Source organism: Sporosarcina gallistercoris (genome assembly GCF_050459885.1).
Classification (GTDB): domain Bacteria; phylum Bacillota; class Bacilli; order Bacillales_A; family Planococcaceae; genus Sporosarcina; species Sporosarcina gallistercoris_A.
Genome location: NZ_JBCMNO010000005.1, coordinates 373,202 through 392,764, shown reverse-complemented (window position 1 = coordinate 392,764; position 19,563 = coordinate 373,202). Strand labels below are relative to the sequence as shown.

The 19,563-nt window shown below is 43.6% G+C and carries 20 protein-coding genes and 1 tRNA gene; 13 read left to right on the top strand and 8 right to left on the bottom strand.

Annotation, left to right across the window (positions count from 1 at the left end; all coding sequences use genetic code 11):
• Positions 1-349: 349 nt before the first annotated feature.
• Together ABE021_RS03995 and ABE021_RS03990 are read right to left on the bottom strand one after the other, a co-directional pair.
• On the bottom strand, positions 350-1,438 hold the full coding sequence (locus ABE021_RS03995; protein ID WP_430286953.1) for a glycosyltransferase: 1,089 nt from the start codon (positions 1,436-1,438) through the stop codon (positions 350-352).
• A gap of 493 nt (positions 1,439-1,931) precedes the next feature.
• Positions 1,932-2,004 (bottom strand) — tRNA-Arg (locus tag ABE021_RS03990).
• Positions 2,005-2,158: 154 nt separating this feature from the next.
• On the opposite strand from ABE021_RS03990, the gene ABE021_RS03985 reads away from it, so the two are divergent.
• The 3 genes from ABE021_RS03985 (at position 2,159) to ABE021_RS03975 (ending at position 4,716) form a co-directional block, all read left to right on the top strand.
• Positions 2,159-2,920, top strand: a complete 762-nt coding sequence (locus tag ABE021_RS03985) for a glucose 1-dehydrogenase (RefSeq protein ID WP_430286952.1) — start codon at positions 2,159-2,161, stop codon at positions 2,918-2,920.
• 175 nt (positions 2,921-3,095) lie between these two features.
• Positions 3,096-3,515 carry a MarR family winged helix-turn-helix transcriptional regulator gene (locus ABE021_RS03980; RefSeq protein WP_430286951.1) on the top strand — a complete coding sequence of 140 codons (420 nt, stop codon included), beginning with the start codon at positions 3,096-3,098 and terminating at the stop codon, positions 3,513-3,515.
• 16 nt (positions 3,516-3,531) lie between these two features.
• Positions 3,532-4,716 (top strand): MFS transporter, encoded by a 1,185-nt coding sequence (locus ABE021_RS03975; protein WP_430286949.1) that lies wholly within the window; start codon positions 3,532-3,534, stop codon positions 4,714-4,716.
• Between the two features lie 41 nt (positions 4,717-4,757).
• Here ABE021_RS03975 and ABE021_RS03970 read toward each other — a convergent pair whose 3' ends face one another.
• Positions 4,758-5,120, bottom strand: a complete 363-nt coding sequence (locus ABE021_RS03970; RefSeq protein WP_430286948.1) for a DUF2500 domain-containing protein — start codon at positions 5,118-5,120, stop codon at positions 4,758-4,760.
• A 170-nt stretch (positions 5,121-5,290) separates the two neighbouring features.
• Here ABE021_RS03970 and ABE021_RS03965 point away from each other — a divergent pair, with 170 nt between their 5' ends.
• The 4 genes from ABE021_RS03965 to ABE021_RS03950 all read left to right on the top strand — a co-directional run bounded on the left by ABE021_RS03965 (position 5,291) and on the right by ABE021_RS03950 (position 8,152).
• Positions 5,291-6,067: a transporter substrate-binding domain-containing protein gene (locus ABE021_RS03965; protein WP_430286971.1), complete on the top strand. Its 777-nt coding sequence runs from the start codon at positions 5,291-5,293 to the stop codon at positions 6,065-6,067.
• A gap of 33 nt (positions 6,068-6,100) precedes the next feature.
• Positions 6,101-6,760, top strand: a complete 660-nt coding sequence (locus tag ABE021_RS03960) for an amino acid ABC transporter permease (protein ID WP_430286947.1) — start codon at positions 6,101-6,103, stop codon at positions 6,758-6,760.
• Positions 6,761-6,775: 15 nt separating this feature from the next.
• On the top strand, positions 6,776-7,522 hold the full coding sequence (locus ABE021_RS03955; protein ID WP_430286945.1) for an amino acid ABC transporter ATP-binding protein: 747 nt from the start codon (positions 6,776-6,778) through the stop codon (positions 7,520-7,522).
• A gap of 75 nt (positions 7,523-7,597) precedes the next feature.
• The gene (locus ABE021_RS03950; protein ID WP_430286944.1) at positions 7,598-8,152 is read left to right on the top strand and encodes a DUF420 domain-containing protein; all 555 of its coding nucleotides are present in this window, start codon (positions 7,598-7,600) and stop codon (positions 8,150-8,152) included.
• A gap of 161 nt (positions 8,153-8,313) precedes the next feature.
• Here ABE021_RS03950 and ABE021_RS03945 read toward each other — a convergent pair whose 3' ends face one another.
• Both ABE021_RS03945 and ABE021_RS03940 read right to left on the bottom strand, forming a co-directional pair.
• Positions 8,314-8,490 carry a hypothetical protein gene (locus ABE021_RS03945; RefSeq protein ID WP_430286943.1) on the bottom strand — a complete coding sequence of 59 codons (177 nt, stop codon included), beginning with the start codon at positions 8,488-8,490 and terminating at the stop codon, positions 8,314-8,316.
• Positions 8,491-8,612: 122 nt separating this feature from the next.
• Positions 8,613-9,098 (bottom strand): general stress protein, encoded by a 486-nt coding sequence (locus tag ABE021_RS03940; protein ID WP_430286942.1) that lies wholly within the window; start codon positions 9,096-9,098, stop codon positions 8,613-8,615.
• A gap of 219 nt (positions 9,099-9,317) precedes the next feature.
• On the opposite strand from ABE021_RS03940, the gene ABE021_RS03935 reads away from it, so the two are divergent.
• The 4 genes from ABE021_RS03935 (at position 9,318) to ABE021_RS03920 (ending at position 13,917) form a co-directional block, all read left to right on the top strand.
• On the top strand, positions 9,318-10,850 hold the full coding sequence (locus tag ABE021_RS03935) for an APC family permease (RefSeq protein ID WP_430286941.1): 1,533 nt from the start codon (positions 9,318-9,320) through the stop codon (positions 10,848-10,850).
• A 176-nt stretch (positions 10,851-11,026) separates the two neighbouring features.
• The gene (locus tag ABE021_RS03930; RefSeq protein ID WP_430286940.1) at positions 11,027-12,016 is read left to right on the top strand and encodes an EAL domain-containing protein; all 990 of its coding nucleotides are present in this window, start codon (positions 11,027-11,029) and stop codon (positions 12,014-12,016) included.
• A gap of 54 nt (positions 12,017-12,070) precedes the next feature.
• A complete protein-coding gene (locus ABE021_RS03925) occupies positions 12,071-13,483 on the top strand; it encodes a cryptochrome/photolyase family protein (protein ID WP_430286939.1) in 1,413 nt (470 codons plus the stop codon).
• Positions 13,484-13,491: 8 nt separating this feature from the next.
• Positions 13,492-13,917: a hypothetical protein gene (locus tag ABE021_RS03920; RefSeq protein WP_430286937.1), complete on the top strand. Its 426-nt coding sequence runs from the start codon at positions 13,492-13,494 to the stop codon at positions 13,915-13,917.
• A 63-nt stretch (positions 13,918-13,980) separates the two neighbouring features.
• Here the strand turns inward: ABE021_RS03920 and ABE021_RS03915 are convergent, their stop codons facing one another.
• The 3 genes from ABE021_RS03915 to ABE021_RS03905 all read right to left on the bottom strand — a co-directional run bounded on the left by ABE021_RS03915 (position 13,981) and on the right by ABE021_RS03905 (position 18,077).
• The gene (locus tag ABE021_RS03915) at positions 13,981-16,221 is read right to left on the bottom strand and encodes a YhgE/Pip family protein (RefSeq protein ID WP_430286936.1); all 2,241 of its coding nucleotides are present in this window, start codon (positions 16,219-16,221) and stop codon (positions 13,981-13,983) included.
• Between the two features lie 145 nt (positions 16,222-16,366).
• On the bottom strand, positions 16,367-17,041 hold the full coding sequence (locus ABE021_RS03910) for an ABC transporter ATP-binding protein (RefSeq protein ID WP_430286934.1): 675 nt from the start codon (positions 17,039-17,041) through the stop codon (positions 16,367-16,369).
• Position 17,042: 1 nt separating this feature from the next.
• Complete coding sequence (locus ABE021_RS03905; protein WP_430286933.1) at positions 17,043-18,077, bottom strand: ABC transporter permease; 1,035 nt, start codon at positions 18,075-18,077, stop codon at positions 17,043-17,045.
• A 278-nt stretch (positions 18,078-18,355) separates the two neighbouring features.
• Between ABE021_RS03905 and ABE021_RS03900 the strand changes: the two genes are divergently transcribed.
• Together ABE021_RS03900 and ABE021_RS03895 are read left to right on the top strand one after the other, a co-directional pair.
• Positions 18,356-18,517, top strand: coding sequence for a hypothetical protein (locus ABE021_RS03900; RefSeq protein WP_430286932.1), 162 nt, complete (start codon positions 18,356-18,358; stop codon positions 18,515-18,517).
• A 16-nt stretch (positions 18,518-18,533) separates the two neighbouring features.
• A complete protein-coding gene (locus ABE021_RS03895) occupies positions 18,534-19,529 on the top strand; it encodes a S66 family peptidase (protein ID WP_430286931.1) in 996 nt (331 codons plus the stop codon).
• Positions 19,530-19,563 lie beyond the last annotated feature (34 nt).

Below are 19,563 nucleotides of genomic sequence, written 5' to 3'. Positions count from 1 at the left end.
TCCGATCCCGCCAGTCACACCGGTGGCACCGGTAGCTCCAGTCGGGCCCACATATCCTCTTGGCCCTCTACATCCACGTGGTCCACGCTTGCAATTACAATATTCTGAGGAACAGCAACGTGAACACTTGCTGCAATTATTGTTCTGTCTCCTACATTTGTAAAAATCGTCACTAAAATCCATATTATCACCTCCTTGCTTACTTATCATATTCAGTAAAAGGAAGGAGGGACGGGCTATCAACACTAGGCTCTTAATTATTGAAAGTGAAAAAGTGAATAGATATAACTTGTGAAAAGGAGAATTTATAGAAACTTGTTAAATATGAATTCGATTCCCGCTTAAGGATTTAGTCACTCCGCTTATCAATGGTTTTCATTATTTCTTCCAAATAGCTTTTATTATGTTTAATAGAAGGATCATCAGGTTTGTAGTAACGAGCTAACTCGTTATGTTGATAGGCTACCTCGTATGCCTGAAGCCGATCATATAGGACACATAGTTGGAGATGGGGAAGCCATGTGGAAAAGGCTCTGTCGTGAAACCCCATTTTGTTCGAGTTCTGCGTTTGCAAGGCTTGCAAATACCATTGAATCGCTGCTTCATTGTTGGTTCTCTCCATAAAATAATAGCCTAAGCGACAGCAAGCTTCTGGGCGCGGAACATCATAGGTGAGAGAGTGAAGTGTGGCGTCCATAGCCTTTTTTGGTTGGCCTAATTTGTGGTAACAATCCGCAAGCCTAAAACAAGCTCGGATATTATCTTCTACCCATCCAGCCTCACTATCGAGGAATTCATGATAATAAAGAGTCGCTACCTTGAATTCTTGATGATCTACCAATTCATTTGCATAATAAAAAATATCGCGGTTCGACAAAATCTCACCTGATGCTAGTTGATTTTCGTAGATGCGCAAATTTCTATTGCAATCATGGTTTAGTGGAAGATGAGTGACTGCTACTTCGCTATCAAAAATGTTTCCGGACACTGCCAAATATTCGTGAACTGCGCCGATCCATACAAAATTATTTTCTTTTTTTACGAGCCGATGCCGTTTCAAAGAAGAAGCAACTTGGCCCTCCTCATCAAAGCTAAGATTATAGTCCATTGTAATGGCATCATAATCCGAAGTTAGCTGCTGTTTTAAAGCTTTGAACTTTTCTCGGTCTTCTGGCATGAATATATCATCAGCATCCAACCAAAGCACATACTCTTTAGTGGCCTGTTGAAATGAGTAGTTCCTCGCTTCCCCGAAATGATCCGTCCACGAAAAATCGAAAACTCGTTCTGTGAAGGTCCTGACAATTTTCTTCGTCCGATCGGTTGAACCTGTATCAATGATATTGATTTCATCTACAAGATCTTTGACTGAATCTAAGCATCGGCCAATCACTTCTTCCTCATCTTTAACAATCATGCACAGACTAATCGTAATCATACTTTTCCCTCCAAACATATCTAATCTATTTATATGTTAAAAGCAAAAGATGAGGTGAGAAGGATAACAGTCTTCCAAGAAGAAATAATTTTGTATGAGAAAAATTGTTTAGCAATGTGAAAAACAGTATTAGGTTTCTTGCACAGGCACCTAACACTTGATTAAAAGCATACATGTGACGAGGATTACGAACTAAATATCAACGCAATGAAGAAAGTAATGGGAGCAGTTAGAGCTAGTTTAGTTCGTGAAGGTTGGGAAGATGGTGATTTTGAAAAAAAAATATAAAACGTATGCTTTTATCGTTTTGAAAGAACATGGATTTGCAACTGAAGCAGAAGAATAAAAAGAAGAGTGCGCAGATGCCTCCTCTTTTTATGTTCATAAACGAGTAAGTAATAAATCCGAGCTCAATCCAATCCCAATTACTAATTTCCCGATTTCAGAAAAACAAAAAACCCTCATAAACATTGAGTTTACAAGGGTTTCAATACGTCCCAGGCAGGAATCGAACCTGCGACCCACAGCTTAGGAGGCTGTTGCTCTATCCCCTGAGCTACTGAGACCTTTTAGGAATTAACTTTATCAGTATACGGCAAAATTTCCATATCAGCAACTAATCCATTGGATTCTCTTATAAATTCAATTATTTTAATAGTTAAGCATTAAAGCGTATACTGAGAATGGATGGGATGAACATAATTAATGGAGGCGGTTCAGTTGAAACGATTGGCAAACAAAGTAGCAGTGGTTACCGGAGCGGGTTCAGGTCTCGGTCGTGAAATTGCAGAACTCTATGCACGTGAAGGTGCAAAAATCGTCATCGCGGATATGAATATGGACGGGGCAGAAGAAACTGTTCAGACGATTAAAGCTGCCGCGGGAGAAGCGATTGCCGTAAAAACAAATGTCACTGCTGAAGAAGATGTACAGCGCATGATCGATACTGCTGTCGAAACGTTTGGCACCCTTGATATCCTAGTGAACAACGCAGGGATTATGGACAACATGTACTCAGCTGGAACGATGACAGACGATGTTTGGGATAAAGTATTGGCGATCAATACTACAGGGGTCATGCGAGCGACACGCAAAGCACTTTCGATTTTCGAGCAAAAGAAATCAGGTGTCATTGTCAATATGGCATCCATTTCTGCCGTGACAGGTGGACGGGGCGGTCTCGCTTACACAGCTTCTAAGCACGCAGTTGCAGGGATGACAAAAAACGTAGCTTCTCATTATGCACATTTGAACATTCGTTGTAATGCGATTGCACCGGCACAAGTACCAACAAATATTACGAACAACTTAGTACAACCGGACAAGCATGGTATGGAACAAGCGATGAAAGGCGTCAGCCAGTTGAGTCGCCCAGGTACGAAAGAAGAAATCGCAAATATTGCGTTGTTCCTAGCATCAGATGAATCTTCTTATGTGAATGGTGTTATCATGCAAGCAGATAACGGCTGGTCTGCATACTAAGCTAGAAATCCACATGAAAAATCGACTTCCTGATGTACAGGGAGTCGATTTTTCATGTGGAAATTTCATAGTACTCCTCCGGAACGTCATCGTTTACAATCGGAAATTTTAAGCGTATACTTTAAATAGTTAGGTAGGCTAACTAATCATTTTATTTATGAAGTGAGGCGAGGCTATGCATTTGGAACATCAATTTATCAGAAGTTATGTCAAGTTGTATCGTCCTTTGGTGAATCAACTCAATAAATTGCTGCTGCATTATGACTTGTACAATGCACAATGGACTATTCTCAGTTTGCTTTCGAGAGAAGGAGAAATGACTTCAGCTGAAATTGCGGACGAACAAATGATTGAAAAACCGTCTGTTACGAAAGTGGTGAAGCGACTTCATGAAATCGGTTATCTAGATGTCACACAAGGGCAAGATAAGCGTGAAAAGTTGCTTAAGCTTTCGGAGGAAGGGGAACGGATCACTTCAAAGATACAGGCGGAGCTGCTTCCGTTTTATGAACGGATTTTATCAGGTATTCCTGAGAATGACATATCGGCTGCAAAACAGCTACTCGACCAGGCGTACGAAAATCTTAACAAGTAATGGAGAGGATCCCTATATGGAAGACAAACAAAACTTATGGACAAAGGACTTTATTTTCATTTCAATCATCAACTTTTTTATCATGATTGTCATGTATATGCTTATCGTAACAATTGCACCATTTGCTGTTGAAGAATATGGAGCATCTGCAAGTATGGCAGGTCTTGTTTCCGGGATCTTCATCATCGGGACACTATCTGCTCGAATCGCAACAGGTCGCGTTATTGAGAGTATGGGAAGCCGACGTATCTTACTGATCGGTATGGTGATTTCAGTTTTAGCAATCGCACTCTATTTCACTGCACACTCATTACCAGTTCTTCTTCTCGTGCGTTTCATACACGGAATCGGACTTGGCGTGGCTTCCACAGCAACCGGAACGATGGTAGCTCAAATCATACCGCCTTCTCGTCGTGGTGAAGGAATTGGATACTTCAGTTTAAGTACTGTTCTTGCGACGGCAATCGGGCCGTTTTTCGGTATTTACTTGAGTCAGCATGTCGAATTCAAATGGATTTTCGTATTTAGTTTAGCACTTGGAGTCATCGGTCTTGCCATGTTCTTCTTTGTCGAAAAACGTCCAGAGGAAGCGCCGCAAGAAATTGTCGAACCCAAGGGTGCCCCCAAGGGATTTGCGAATTACATCGAAAAATCCGCAATCCCGATTGCTGTGATTACCTTGCTTGCAGGTATCGGTTATTCAGGCGTCTTATCCTTCTTGTCGTTTTATGCAAAGGAAGCGAACCTTGTCGATGCAGCGAGTTTCTTCTTTCTGATCTATGCCGTAGCTATCTTGATTTCCCGCCCGTTCTCAGGGAAGTTATTAGATCGTAAAGGCGGCACATTTGTCGTTGTTCCTTCATTAATATTGTTTGCATGTGGTTTATTACTTCTTAGCCAGACACATACTGGATTCGTCCTACTAGTTGCAGGTGCAATTATCGGACTTGGATTCGGGAACTTCCAATCCTGTGCGCAAGCCATCGCACTCATTGGTGTTCCCATTAAACGTATCGGTATCGCAACATCTACATTCTACATCTTCCTGGACTTCGGATTCGGATTCGGTCCGTACTTTTTAGGGAATATAGCAACGGCTTACGGATATCGTGATCTATATATGATTCTTTCAGTACTGATCGTAGTCGCACTTATCCTTTACTTGCTGATCGCACGTAAAAAGCAACCAGTTCTTCAATGAAAGTCAAAAACGGTTCTCCAGTGAGATGGAGAACCGTTTTTTTAAACATTAACCCTTTCAAATCCGAGAAATCGCGTCCCTTGAAAACTGAGCTTTCCAATATCCCCGTCAGCGAGCATCCCATATTGTCTGCCATTCACATTGAACTCCTGACGGTCGCCGCTTTCATATTCAAACGTTACATAATAGGAAGTGCTTGCTGACATATCCCCAGCTCCGCCAGACGTTTCCGTTCGTTTTGTTTTCACATGAGCTGTAACCGTGATTTTAGGGGAATTGTTGTTTTTACCCCATTCCGCGGCTCCTTTAATAATGACGAAGAGTATGATTCCGATCACGATGCAAAAGAAGGCTCCAAAAATAATAGGGAATACGTTAAAGAAAGAATCACCATATGGATCCACGTTAGAACCACCTTTCTATTTCTTTTAGTATATACGCATTCCATTTGAAACGGTTTCAAAAAAAGAATTGGTTTTTTTCATAGCAAACGCTTTGCTTATTCGAAAAACTATGATATTCTATTATTACTTTAACAGACTAAAGCGATGAAGTGGAGGAAAACAATATGAAGATGAAAAAGATGAAGGTTGCGTTAGCTGGTCTCGGGGTCATTGCACTATTAGCAGGTTGCGGGAATTCCAAAGAGGCGGCAGACGGCGAAAAAGAATTGGTCATCGGAGTCGATGATAAATTCGCACCGATGGGATTCCGTGATGAAGCGAATGAACTTACTGGATTTGACATCGACTATGCGAAAGCAGCTGCAAAACACATGGGCATGAAAGCGAAATTCCAGCCGATCGATTGGAAAGCGAAAGAAACGGAATTGGCGAGCGGACGCATCGATTTGATCTGGAACGGGTATACGATTACAGACGATCGCAAGAAGAAAGTGCTCTTTACAAAACCTTACCTAAGTAATGCTCAAGTAGTGGCTGTCCTAAAGGACTCTGACATCGCGTCACTGGGAGATCTAGAAGGGAAAATAGTGGGTCTGCAAGCGTTGTCTTCAGCAGCTGATGCACTCGAGGCGAATCCGATTGCAGATAAAGTGAAAAACAAAACCGAATTCGCGGATAACGTATTAGCACTTTCTGACTTGAAGAGTAAACGTGTAGAAGCGGTCATTATCGATGAAGTCGTCATCGACTACTACATGTCTAAAGAAGAAGGGACATTTAAAGTACTCGATGAAACACTTGCTCCTGAGGAATACGGTGTCGGTGTAAAAAAGGGGAATGAGGATCTACTGAAAAAACTGCAAGATGCATTGGATACGATGAATGAAGATGGAACAGCTGCACAAATTTCCGAAACGTGGTTTGGAGAAAACAAAGTATTGAAGTAAGTCACGGTTTCTAGTTAGGTTGGAGGGATACTCATGTCACCAGATTATTTGTTATCGATTTTAGCACCAATGCTCGAAGGGGCCAAAGCAACGATTCTACTATTTGTGATTGCCATCGTTGCTTCGATCCCGCTCGGATTCTTGCTGACACTCGCGGTCAATAGCCATTTCAAACCGCTGTCGTGGTTAGCGAATACGTATATCTATCTCATGCGCGGTACGCCGCTCTTGCTGCAATTATTGTTCTTTGTATTCGGTTTGCCACTCATCCCGGTTATCGGAGAGTTCCTGGTTATGGATCGCTTTGCAGCCGCAGCGCTTGCTTTCATCCTGAACTACGCAGCATACTTTGCAGAAATCTTCCGAGGTGGATTGTTATCGATTGATAAAGGGCAATATGAAGCAGCACAAGTACTTGGATTGAACAAATGGCAGACAACAACACGGATTGTTATACCACAGATGATTCGCATTGCGCTCCCGGCTCTTGCAAACGAATCGGTGACACTCGTGAAAGATACAGCGTTGTTGTATGCAGTTGCTGTTCCGGAATTGCTGCACTTTGCACAGACGGCAGTCAACCGGGACTTTACAATTGTCCCGTTTGTTATGGCAGGTGTCATCTATTTGCTGATTACAGCGGTGTTGACACTCGTATTCAAGTGGTTGGAACGACGATTCCATTATGTATGAGGAAGGTGAATAACAATGGCATTGATTGACGTAATCGATATGAAAAAATCATTCGGGGATATTGAAGTCCTGAAACAGATTACATTCCAGGTGGAGAAGAACGAAGTGGTAGCGGTCATAGGCCCTTCAGGGTCAGGTAAAAGTACGATGCTTAGAAGCCTCGCACACCTTGAAGAAATTGAAGGGGGTACCATCAGAATCGATGGGGATGCATTGGTGGCAGACGGGGTGTATGCGAGCACTCCAGAAATCCGTAAAATCGGGCGGCGGATCGGGATGGTCTTTCAGCACTTTAACTTATTCCCGCACTTAACCGTGAAACAGAACTTGGCACTTGCTCCGAAACTAGTTAAGGGAGAGCCAAAAGAGAAACTCGCGGGACGGATTGCTGAATTGTTGGCGAAAGTCGGTCTTGCAGATAAAATCGACGCATATCCCGCTAATTTATCGGGTGGTCAGAAGCAGCGCGTTGCAATTGCACGTGCATTGATGATGGAACCTGAAATACTTTTGTTCGATGAACCAACCTCTGCACTCGATCCGGAATTGACAGGGGAAGTGCTTGAAGTAATGAAGAAATTAGCAGAAGAGAACATGACGATGATTGTCGTGACGCACGAAATGTCGTTTGCGAAAGATGTCGCTACAAAAGCGTTGTTCATGGCAGATGGGCAAATTGTCGAAGAAGGCATACCTGTCGAGATGTTAACAAATCCGACACATGAGCGCACAAAAGCGTTTTTAGCGAGAACTTTAGGCTAAAGCGAAGTGGCTCGACTTTTCCTCGTATGGTAAACTGGAGAGGTACGACAATTTGCTAGCAATGGAGTGGTAACGTTGAAAAACGCGTCTTCTACAATTGAAACGCCTATAAAAAAGCGGAATTACAAGCCGTTCATCATCATTGTCTCGGTCATTCTAATCGGTGCGATCGGAATTCTTTCTGGAATTCCTGGAGTTGAAAACTTTGATGCATTTGATATTACGATTCTCCCCATGCTCAATGCGATTTTCAACACCTTCACGTTCCTGTTTCTGGTTGGAGCATTGATCGCCATTAAAAAACGCAACATCACGGTACATAAGCGGTTCATTTACGCTGCATTTGTGACAACATTCTTCTTCCTGATCACATATGTAATGTATCACTTCTTAGCAGAATCGACAGCTTTCGGCGGTGGCGGTTTCTTAGCTGGATTCTACTATTTCATCCTCATTACGCACATCCTTTTAGCGGCAGCAATCGTGCCACTTGCGTTAACAAGCGTGGCGCGAGCATGGAACGGCGAAGTCGAGCGTCATCGGAAAATCGTCCGTTTCACAATGCCCATTTGGCTTTATGTCAGCTTCACTGGCGTTTTGGTCTATCTCTTAATATCTCCTTATTATTAAGATCTGATACTGATGAATAATCTCGTTGCTTGTAGTGAGAGCTGTAACGAAAAACAGCTTTAGGAGTATATCTTTGTACTCATCAACACCGTCTAAACTCAGGTTTATCCAAAAAAAGCACGGACACCCCATTTGAAAGGGGCGTCCGTGCTTTTTTTGTCTTACAACTCCTGATATGGTTTCATAAACCGACCGCTATCTTTCACTTCCGCATGATACAGTGCTTTTAACGCGAAAGCGCGCTCCAATTCATGTTCTTTCATTATCTGATTCAACCGGGTTGATAGTTCAGGCTCCTTCTTTACAAGCTGGGCCATCTTTTGCTGGTTATATTGCATATTCCATTCCGCCTCCGTTCTTTCCATGCCATTGCTTTAGTATACCACGCCTCGCGCTGTTTTTCGATGCCTATACAAAAACCCCCTTTTCCGTCTTTTAGGAAAAGGGGGAGTGCACACGATTATAAAAGGGTGCGGTTGTACTCATCTAGATCTCGTCCACTACGCCGCGGGTAATCCCCATCAACGAGAACTAAAATCTTTCCTTCGTTGAAATGTGAATTGTATTGGCGGGCTTCCTCTTCGGGAATGCCCATACCGATGAGCGCCCCTGCTAATCCGCCCACACCAGCACCTGCAGCGGCACCCGTGATCCCAGCAACAATCGGTCCTGCAGCAATGATCGGCCCAATACCTGGAATCGCAAGTGCTCCGATACCTGCTAGCACACCTCCAAGACCGCCTAAGACACCACCCGTAGCTGCCCCGGTAGCTGCTCCATCAGTCGCATGCGTTCCAGTTTCTTCAACTACTGTATCGATCTGTTCGCGTTCTTTACTAATCACTGAGATTTCGTCTGATGAATAGCCTTGCCGCTTCAAATCTTCAATTGCAAGAATCGCATCATTTTCACTATTATAGTAGCCTACAACTTGTCGTTTCACCATGTTGAACCGCCTCCTGGAAATTATATTATTAGATTTCGTTGCTAATCTCAGAATACCCGTACAACTCTTTCTGAAACCTATTGGTCTTCAGGAAACAATTATCAAAACGAGCTTATAGATGTAGAGTTTTCTAATTTATTTTTTTAAAGAGTTAAAGGTTTTAGTTCTGGCGGGAAGGGAATAATTCGTAAGAAAGATTAGTATAGGGGGAACTTACATATGGAGCAAACGGATGCGCACCAGAAGCGCAGAAAGTTAACGAAAACGCTTAAACCATCATGGGTCTTCGCAATCGCGCTAGGATCATCTGTCGGATGGGGAGCCTTTATCCTTCCAGGAGATTGGATCGGACAATCAGGTCCATTAGGCGCCATGATCGGTTTGCTAATCGGAGCGCTTGTCATGATGGTTATCGCATCAAGCTACGGCGTTATGATCAAGAAATTCCCAGTATCCGGAGGCGGGTTTACATATGCCTTTATCGGAGCGGGTAAAATCTGGGCATTTATTTGCGGCTGGTTTTTATCACTTGGATATATATCGATTGTCGCATTAAATGCTTCTGCATTTTCATTACTATTAAAGTTTTTAGCACCCGGCTTCATGAAGCAAATCTACTTATATAGTGTGGCAGGATGGGAGGTCTATTTGCCGGAGGTCATTATCTCATCGATCATCATCCTGTTGTTCGCATTGATCAATTCTACTGGAACGAGCATTTCTGGACGTATCCAATTTTACTTTAGCGTTCTGTTAGTGGTTGGTGTCGTACTGCTCGGCGCCTTTACATTTGGAGTTACAGAGTCTCCTCTTGAGAATATGAAACCTCTCTTCAGCGGAAATCAATCCATACTGACATCGATTCTTGTCATTTTGGCAATTGCTCCATGGGCCTATGTAGGATTCGACAATGTTCCGCAGGCAGCTGAAGAATTCAATTTTTCACCACGGAAAGCCACGATGCTAATCGTAGCCTCTTTGTTCACATCATTTCTTATTTATGCAGTGATGATAGGCCTTACAGCTTGGACTTTCCCAACAGGTTCGAATGTAGGTGACGGCAGTCTGTGGTTAACGGGTGAGGTTGTCAATTCAGCACTCGGTTTTGGCGGATTGATTGTAATGGCAGTCGCCATCATGATGGGAATTTTCACAGGTCTGAACGGATTCTACATGTCGTCGAGCCGCTTATTATTCTCAATGGCCCGCGCTCGTGCATTACCTGATATGTTCAGAACGATTTCTAAAAAGAACCAAACTCCGGTTTGGGGCATTTGGTTTGTCACGCTCATTACCCTTCCTACTCCTTGGTTCGGCCGTCAAGCTCTTTCTTGGATTGTGGACATGTCTTCTACTGGAGTATCCGTAGCGTATCTATTCACATGTATAGCTGCTTATAAGGTATTAGCCTGGGGAGCGGAAGAAGCCAATCGTGAAATTGCTCCAGTTAAAAAGGCGCTTGCTTTAATTGGAATGATTGCAAGTGTCGTATTCTTACTATTACTTCTCATTCCCATGTCACCAGCTTCTCTTACAACGCCTTCTTATGTTCTGCTCATCTGTTGGGCGATTCTTGGAGGTATATTCTATAGTGTCATCCAAAAACGCTATAACAGTCTAACGCAAGAAGAAACGGAATATTATATGCTCGGCAAGACTATTGAGTCAGAAGTGGACACTACGATGGATGTTCAAACTGAACGACCTGTACGTAAGAATACGGATACACAGGAAACAAGTCTCCCTACGTAATTCGTCATAGGAAATTGTGGAACAGCATGCCCTTTTTAGTACCTTGGGGCATGCTGTTATTTTATATTTACTATAGGCATTTCGTAGTTTGATGCTTGCAATAACTAGGAGTAATCGATTACAATGGATACTAAATTGTAGATATTTGAAATACGGAATAGGACGGAGGGTTTGAAATGTCTTGCAGAACAGCATGTATAGTTACTGATTTACAAATAGAAGTGAAGGTTGAAGACTTCATGCAATTTGACATGCTACGACATCATATGGAACGTCTGCATGTTCTACGGACTTTCACTGGTGAAGATAGCTCAATATTCACAGTGACTGAAGCTGGGTTACGTGATTTAACCGACTTTGCCCATGATTATCTGGACGAAAAGAAGTTGTTCTTCAGGATTTCTGGAGAAACACCTTGGAGGTCCTTCTCAGAAGTGGATGAAGTCTTTACCTCTGAATGGATAGATGATCTAATTCAACAAGAACGTGTCATTTCCTACTATCAGCCGATCGTAGATACTGAATGCTCCGTATACGGTTATGAGCTATTGGCTCGTTTCCATTCTCCTGAAGGACGCATGATTTATCCCGATGAAGCATTTACTGCTGCCAGAGCGCGGGGAAGACTTTATGCTCTCGATCGGCTATGCCGAGTTACTGCTGTACGGCATGCAGCGCCACTTATAAATCAAAAGGCATTCATCAACTTTGTACCAACCTCGATTTACTCGCCTGAATTTTGTTTACAATCGACCGTGGCGGTTGCGAAGCAGTTCAACATTGATCCGTACCAACTTGTTTTCGAGGTAGTTGAAACAGATCAAGTCGATGATGTCGAGCATCTAAAATCAATATTGAGGTATTATCGCGATAAAGGATTCCATTATGCACTGGATGACGTAGGAGAAGGCTACAGTACTGTGGAATTATTAGCCGATTTACGTCCTCATTATATGAAATTGGATCGGTCATTTGTAGATGGTGTGGCAGGGGATTTGGTGAAGCAGGAAAAGGCAGAGATGTTTTTGACGAAAGCTAAAGAAAGTGGTTCAGTTCCTCTTGCCGAAGGAATCGAACAAGAAGAGGATTTTAACTGGTTGAAGGAGAAGGGCTACCAGTTGTTCCAAGGTTACTTTTTTGGAAAACCTGCTCCATCACCGCTATAATAAGAGTAATTCTAGGACCGCCATTTTGTGCGGTCCTTTTTTAGGAGGGGTTTTTTGAAAACAATTGTCTGGTTCAGAAATGATTTACGCCTCCATGACCATCCCGCACTGAAAGAAGCATCTGAATGCGGTGAAGTGCTGCCCGTTTTCATACTCCCGGAGCATACATCCCCAACAGCTGCAGATTGGTGGTTATATGAGTCACTTAATCGTCTTCACCAACAGCTCGTAAAGTTGGGCAGCACGCTGACAATCTTAAAAGGTCCTCCGTCAAAAGCCTTGGCTGCCCTTACAGAAAAAACACACGCTGATGCTATTTTCTTTAATGGACAAGTGGATCCTGATTCACGAAGAGAAGAAATAGCCCTTTTGGCATTGAATTCTTTAGCTAAAGTGAACGTCCGTCGATGTGCACCGAATATGCTGTTAGATCCCTCCTGTTTAAAAACAGGAGCTGGTGAGCCATACAAAGTATTTGGTGCTTTTTGGAAATCTCTGCAGCAACAAACGATTCCTTGGCCACTGGCTGCACCCACTTCGTTGACTAGTTGGATTGACGATTGTCCTGAATCGATACCGTTGGAACATTCCGGATTACGAGCTTCAATTGACTGGGACGCTTCCCTAGAGGAAGCATGGACACCTGGCGAAACTGCTTCTTTTGAACAATGGGCGCAGTTTCGAGATATGGGACTCAATAGATATGACACGAAACGCGATTTCCCTGCACTCAACGGGACCTCCAGACTTTCCGGGTTTTTAGCATCCGGCAATATGAGCATCCGAGCTCTTTGGCATGCCGTAAGACGTGCACAAGAAGAAGGAATAGCCCCTCAACCAGAGCCTTTTCTTAGACAGCTTGCGTGGCGTGAGTTCTCCTACTACCAACTGTTCCATTTTCCTGATATTACAAAGCGACCTTTGCGCCAGGAGTTTCTCCATTTCCCTTGGCTTAATGATCCGGACGAGCTCACTGCGTGGAAAAAGGGCAAAACAGGCTACCCTCTTGTCGACGCGGGTATGCGAGAATTATGGGAAACGGGAACGATTCATAATCGCGTTCGGATGGTGGTTGCGTCCTTCCTCATCAAACACCTGCTTATTGATTGGCGAATAGGGGCTGAGTGGTTCCGCGAAACACTCGTCGACTATGATGTCGCAAATAATACACTAGGCTGGCAGTGGGTAGCAGGCTCCGGATTTGATGCGGCTCCATATTTCAGGATATTCAATCCGACGACACAGAGTAGGAAATTCGATGAAAAGGGTACCTATATTCGAAAGTGGGTACCTGAATTAGCTGCCCTTCCAGATGCAGCACTCCATGAACCGTATAGGGCATCTGAAGATGTCCTTACCGATGCTGGGGTTGTTCTTGGTGACACATATCCAGTGCCAATCGTTGACCATTCAGCTGCTCGGTCTCGTGCACTGGATGCGTATGCGCAAATAAAAGGAAAGAAGTGAGAACTTGCATGAAAGATATAGTTCGGGCTGCAGGATATGGACTGATTGGAGGACTCATTCTGACGTTTCTGTTTAAATGGATTGAGTCCTCAACAGGTGAGAACGTATATACGTTCTTGCTCAATGTCGATTACATACCTGTAGTAGGGGATATTGCATTTCCAGAATGGGTGGAAGTGGTGTTTCACCTCGTGGTTTCGGTTGCCGTTGCAATTGCGTTTTATGTGATGTATCGTCTGAGACCAACTTGGAAAAAAAGAGCACTTACAATTTGTACAATAGGAAGCGTCATGATAGGAATCGCTCTATTTCCAACTACCGCATTATCCGATCGCACCCCTGAGCTTACGGATGGTCTATCGCTCCTATACTGGTTGGTTGGCCATGCCATCTTCGGTGCAGTGTTAGGCATCTTCTTCAAACTTGAAAAGTAGACTGTGTTCAGACAAAAAGGCACTTCAGCTGTCAAAACGACAGGACTGAAGTGCCTTTTTGTATTAATGGAAGATCCCTGCTTCTTTCGATTTTTTCAAAAGCTGGTTAGTACCTTTATTGATTCGCTCCTTGAGTAGTGCGCCGAACAGGATGGATGCAAGCAAACAGCAAGTCAGGACTGACAAGTCTTTTGCAACTCGTGCCCAAACAATACCGCCAACTGCTTCACGCATCACGTCAATTGCATACGTAAACGGCAGGAACGGATTGATCGCACCGAAGAAATCAGGCAGCAAGACTACCGGATACGTTCCGCCAGACCCTGCAATTTGCAAGACGAGCATGACAATCGCCATCGCCTTTCCAACATCCCCGAATACAGAAACGAGCGTGTAGACAATCGACATGAACACTACGCTAATGACCACTCCGAAGACAACAAACCAAACCGGTTCACGGATATGAACATCGAGCAGCAATAGGTCTCCCGAAACTACGATGAGCGTTTGCAACAACCCGATGAATCCAAATGTCAGGAGTCGACCGAAATAGACTTGTCGTGTCGTGAATTCCTGTCCATGCACATCTGTCGAAAGTAAGGAAATAAGAAGGAGACAGCCGACCCACAGGGAAAGGACTGTATAGAACGGTGTCATTCCTGTTCCGTAATTTTCAATGGAGTACAATCGGTTTTCTTTCAATTGGATAGGTTCTTCAAAAAACGTCTTTTCCGCATTCGGATCATTTTTCAACAATTGAATGATATGGTTAATGTCCGTTTCGCCTTGAATACTGCGAATTTTCTCCGCTAACTGATTCACCTTCTCGGAGACGTATGGAAACTCGGTTACAGCTTTTTGAATGGTCTCTTTCCCCTCCGCTAATTCCCTGTCCGAGTTGCCAAGAATCGTTTGCACTTTCGGAAGGGTGGATTGTATCTCCATCAGCAGACCTCTGGCTTGTCCAAGTAACCCTTTTGCAGAGGCAATTTCTTTCTTCACTGTAGGCTCAATCGTATTCACATATTCTTTCATGAAACGATCTAATTCAACAGAAGTATTTCCAGCAATTTTTTGTAACTCATCAACTGCCTGATCCAATTCTTCCGCTTTACCCTCTACAACAGTATTGACAGTTCGTGCATTCGTCTGTGCTTCTTGTAACAACTTCTTCAGATCGTCTGCTTTGGTGATTGCATCATCCAATTTGCCTGAATCGTTGAGGGATGGGAGGGAAGGAGACGGCCGTACTTCGCCATCTGGTTCATCGTCACCACCTGGTGAAGGGGTTTCATTCGGTGCAGGATTCTGCTGGACTAATTCCTGTAAGCGAATAAGGTCCTGCTTGACGCCATCGATCCGTTCAATACTAGTGGACATGCGCTCGTCCAAAGATTTTTTTGCATTGTCGAGCTCCGTAAAATCCAACTGAACGCCTTGCAATTGTTTCAAAAAATCGTTTGCTTCGTTAGAAATCCCACTGACTTTCTGCAGATCCGCTTTGATTTTCGGAGACATTTCATTTAACCTCTGTTCAGCATCGTTCAAATAGCTGACCGTTCGGTTGATCTGACCGAGTCCGTCATCTGTGACCTGTTTTGCTTCCGGTAATTTGCCTTGCGCTTCGTGAATGACCGTTTGGGCATCTGTCGCGTCGGCTAAGCCCCGATTCAGAAGATCGTAGATTTCCGGAAGACTTTTCTCGGCTTCAAACACATAGTTCTCGAATTTTTGAACGTCCGGTAAATCTTGTTCCAATTCGAGTCCCAGTTTGTTGAGCATGTCGAAGATGACACCATTCACAGTGGAAATGAATTGGCTGCTCACTTTGTCGACAATCACGGTTGCACCTTTTTCAGTGATTTTCGGTGCGATGGAGTTTAGCTTTTCGTTCACAAAGTAATCGATCTCTGCTTTTTGAGGATTGCCGGAGACCACAGATGCCAGTTGTTCTGATAAGTTATCCGGTAACACCATGACGGCGAAATAATCGCCATACTCCACTCCATCCATCGCTTCTTTTTTAGATACAAAATGCCATTCCATGGATGGGTTCTTCTTGAGCGTGGATACAATTTCCGCACCTGTGTCAATATGCTTCTCCTGTACCTCTGCTCCCTTGTCTTCATTGACAATTGCAACGGGCAATTTATCGGTTCTGCCATAAGGATCTGATGAAGCATAAATATTGAGCCATGCATACAAAGAAGGCAAGAATATCAAGCCGCCGATGAGCACGGCAGCAACCCAGTTCTTGGAGATGTTGCGCACATCCCGCTTGAAAATCGTGAAAATATTGCGCATTGTTCTGCCTCCTACTCGTTTGAATAATGGAGCTATACTGCAAAATCCATGTCGAATGCAGTATGAATTAGCTGGATTCATGCTCTCACTTCTATTGTACCCAAAAACCCCTCGTCCTGAACGCTCGGACAAGGGGTCTACTTAATTAGGCAATCAAGCCATCTTTCATCGTTACAATACGGTCTGCATAAGGAAGCATTTCTTCATCGTGCGTAACCATAAGTGTAGTGATCTTAAGTGTCTTCGTTAAATTCCGGATGATTTCCATCACCTCTTTGGAACGTTTGGAGTCGAGACTCGCAGTCGGTTCGTCCGCAAATAGCATTTTCGGTTTATGGATGATCGCACGCGCTATGGCGACACGTTGTTTTTCGCCACCAGAAAGGGAAGAAGGATAGGCTTCTTTCCGATGTGCCATGCCTACGAGATTCAGTACTTTAGCAACTTCTTGCCTTTGCTGCTTTTTGTTCAACTTCGTTTCCGCTACATCCAGCATGAGGAGCAATTGGTCTTCAACCGTCAAAAAGGGGACAAGGTGAGACGATTGGAATACAAATCCGAATTCACTCGAACGTATTTTACGGATTTCTTCTTGGTTCATCTGCGTCATATCTTTACCTTCGAAAAGTACTTGCCCGCCGGATGCTTTCTGCAGTCCAGCGGCAATCGTCAAAATAGTCGACTTGCCAGATCCGGATGGACCGACAAGTGCCGTGATTTCGCCTTCGTTCAAGTCCAGATCGACGCCTTTTAAAATCTTTTCACTGACGTCACCGGTTTTGAATGTTTTTTCGACATCATCAATTGTGAAAATCGCCATCTTACATCTCTCCTTGTTGGATTGCCTGTAACGGCTCCACTTTTTTGATTTGGAATCCGGAAATGGTTGCACCGATGAATCCTATGACTAGGAATACGACGGACAGAAGCAATGTAGTTTCAATCGGCAAGCTAAATGGCATCCCAGCAGGGGCTACCATACTGAACAACTGACTGAGTCCGACAGATAATACGAGTGAAACGACCGTAATGAGCAGCATCTGGTACCACATCATGCTGAACAGCGAGCTCGTTTTCACGCCGATTGCTTTCAAAATACCATACAAGCCGATTTTCTGGACGTTCATCATGTAGAAGAAAATCGCAAACAGCATACCGCTGATCACAACGAGGAACCAAATGATCATGTTGAGTGACATTTGTTCTGCGCCGTAGCTTGGAATCGTATTCAAGAATTCTTTGTTATCGAATGATTCAAGTCCCTTGATAGAATCAGGACTATCCGATCCGGGTATGAAAACTGTTTGCATTTCCATGACACGGTAAATTTCCTGATAGTTTTTCATGCTGATGAATGCGACAGGCGCGTGACTATACGTTTGCTTTTCAGCGAACCCGACGACTTTGAACTCTCCGCTGAATTGGTTGTTTGTCAGAATGTCGCCGACTTCGATTCCATCATCTTTCAAGGAAGCATCGAGTACGACTTCATTGTCTTTGACATTCGGAAACAGATCGCTGTCAGTGGAAGTCACAAACGCGACACTATGCTGCTTGTCTTCAGCATCGTTGACAAAGCCCATTTGGATAGACATTGCAGTTGCACCTTCGTAGTCTGCGATCAACTTCTCTTGTTGATCGGCATCGATCTTGGAAAGGTTATACGTTTGTTTTGCATCTTCATTCAAATAGAACTGTCCGTTTGGTACGTTTTTAATGAGCGCCGCGTTGTCCTCAGACAACCCATTGGCAAGCCCAGAGATAATGAAAGTCAGGAAGCTGACCAAAAAGATGATCGAACCGAGAATCAGGAATTTCATTTTGCTTTTTTTAACTTCTTTCCACGCCATTTGCATGGGGAACACCTCCGTTAGTGATTAACCTTAGTGTAATCGTTCAACATGAACTCCACATAAACACGGTATTACAAATGAAACGTTACAAAACTTTTTCAAGATTGTACTGAGTTGAGTAATTTACATGAAAGGTTGAGAACAGATACTCAAAATTTTCCATAATTCATAGGAAGCTATCTTTAAATATGGTATAATTATCCGGAATAATAGAGTCAACATTCGGAAATCGGTTCCATTACATACGTATATGAACGTCCAACAAGGAAGGAGGCATTCTTATGGAAACGAGTATGATGTTTTCAATACTTCCCATTCTGTCACTACTTTTTTACCTCGTGCCACTTGTATTCATCATTTGGTTTATAATCACTTTCATTCGATTACAGAAAGAGAAAAACGAAATTTTGAGAACCATTGCAGATAAGTTGAACAAATTGTAAGTGAGGAGGATACCCTATGAAGCGGTTAAGACAAGGGGATACGATTGGTATTTTTTCACCTTCATCACCCGCAACGGTGAATGCAGAACCGCGCTATAAACGGGCAAAAGCATTTTTAGAGACAAAAGGTTTCATTGTGAAAGAGGGGAATTTGACAGGGAAATCCGAGGAGTACCGCTCTGGCACACCAAAAGAGAGAGCCGAGGAACTGAATGAGCTGTTGAGAGACCCTGATGTCTCGATGATCATGTCCACAATTGGCGGAACCAATTCCAATAGTATGTTGCCTTATATTGACTACGCAGCATTCAAACAATATCCGAAACTTATAGTTGGTTACTCGGACACTACGGCGATTCTCCTCGCACTTTATGCTAAAACAGGTATCCCCACCTTTTATGGTCCAGCTGTCGTGCCATCGTTCGGGGAATTTGAACCACTTGTCGATGTGACATACCACTATTTTGAACAGTATTTCATGCAAGAAAGTGTCATTCCTTTCGAAGTACCGATGCCCGATTATTGGTCAGATGAACCGGTCAACTGGTTGAAGAAGACGACTGAGAAAAAGTTGTATCCGAACGAATGGGTGACAGGTCTTCGTGGCAGCGCAGAAGGCCGATTGGTAGGTGGGAATCTGAATACGATGTACGGTTTCATCGGCTCTCCGTATTTTCCTGATATTAAACAGGGGGATATTTTACTGATCGAAGACTGTATGAAAACCGCATCCGTTGTGGAGAAAAACTTTGCCATGCTGAAAGTGCATGGCATTTTTGAAAACGTCGCTGGCATCATTTTAGGCAAGCATGAACTATATGATGACTTAGGAACAGGCAAACGACCACTGGATCTATTGCTGGAGCAGTTGGATGGCCTGCAACTTCCGATTCTAGCGGAATTCGATACATGTCATACTCATCCCATGCATCCATTGGCCATTGGGAAAAAAGTCAAGCTGGATGCGGATGCAAAAACAGTGACTTGTACTGAACGATGGCTTGATACTTAAGTAAGGAATTTCGGAGACTTTTAAATAATGCATT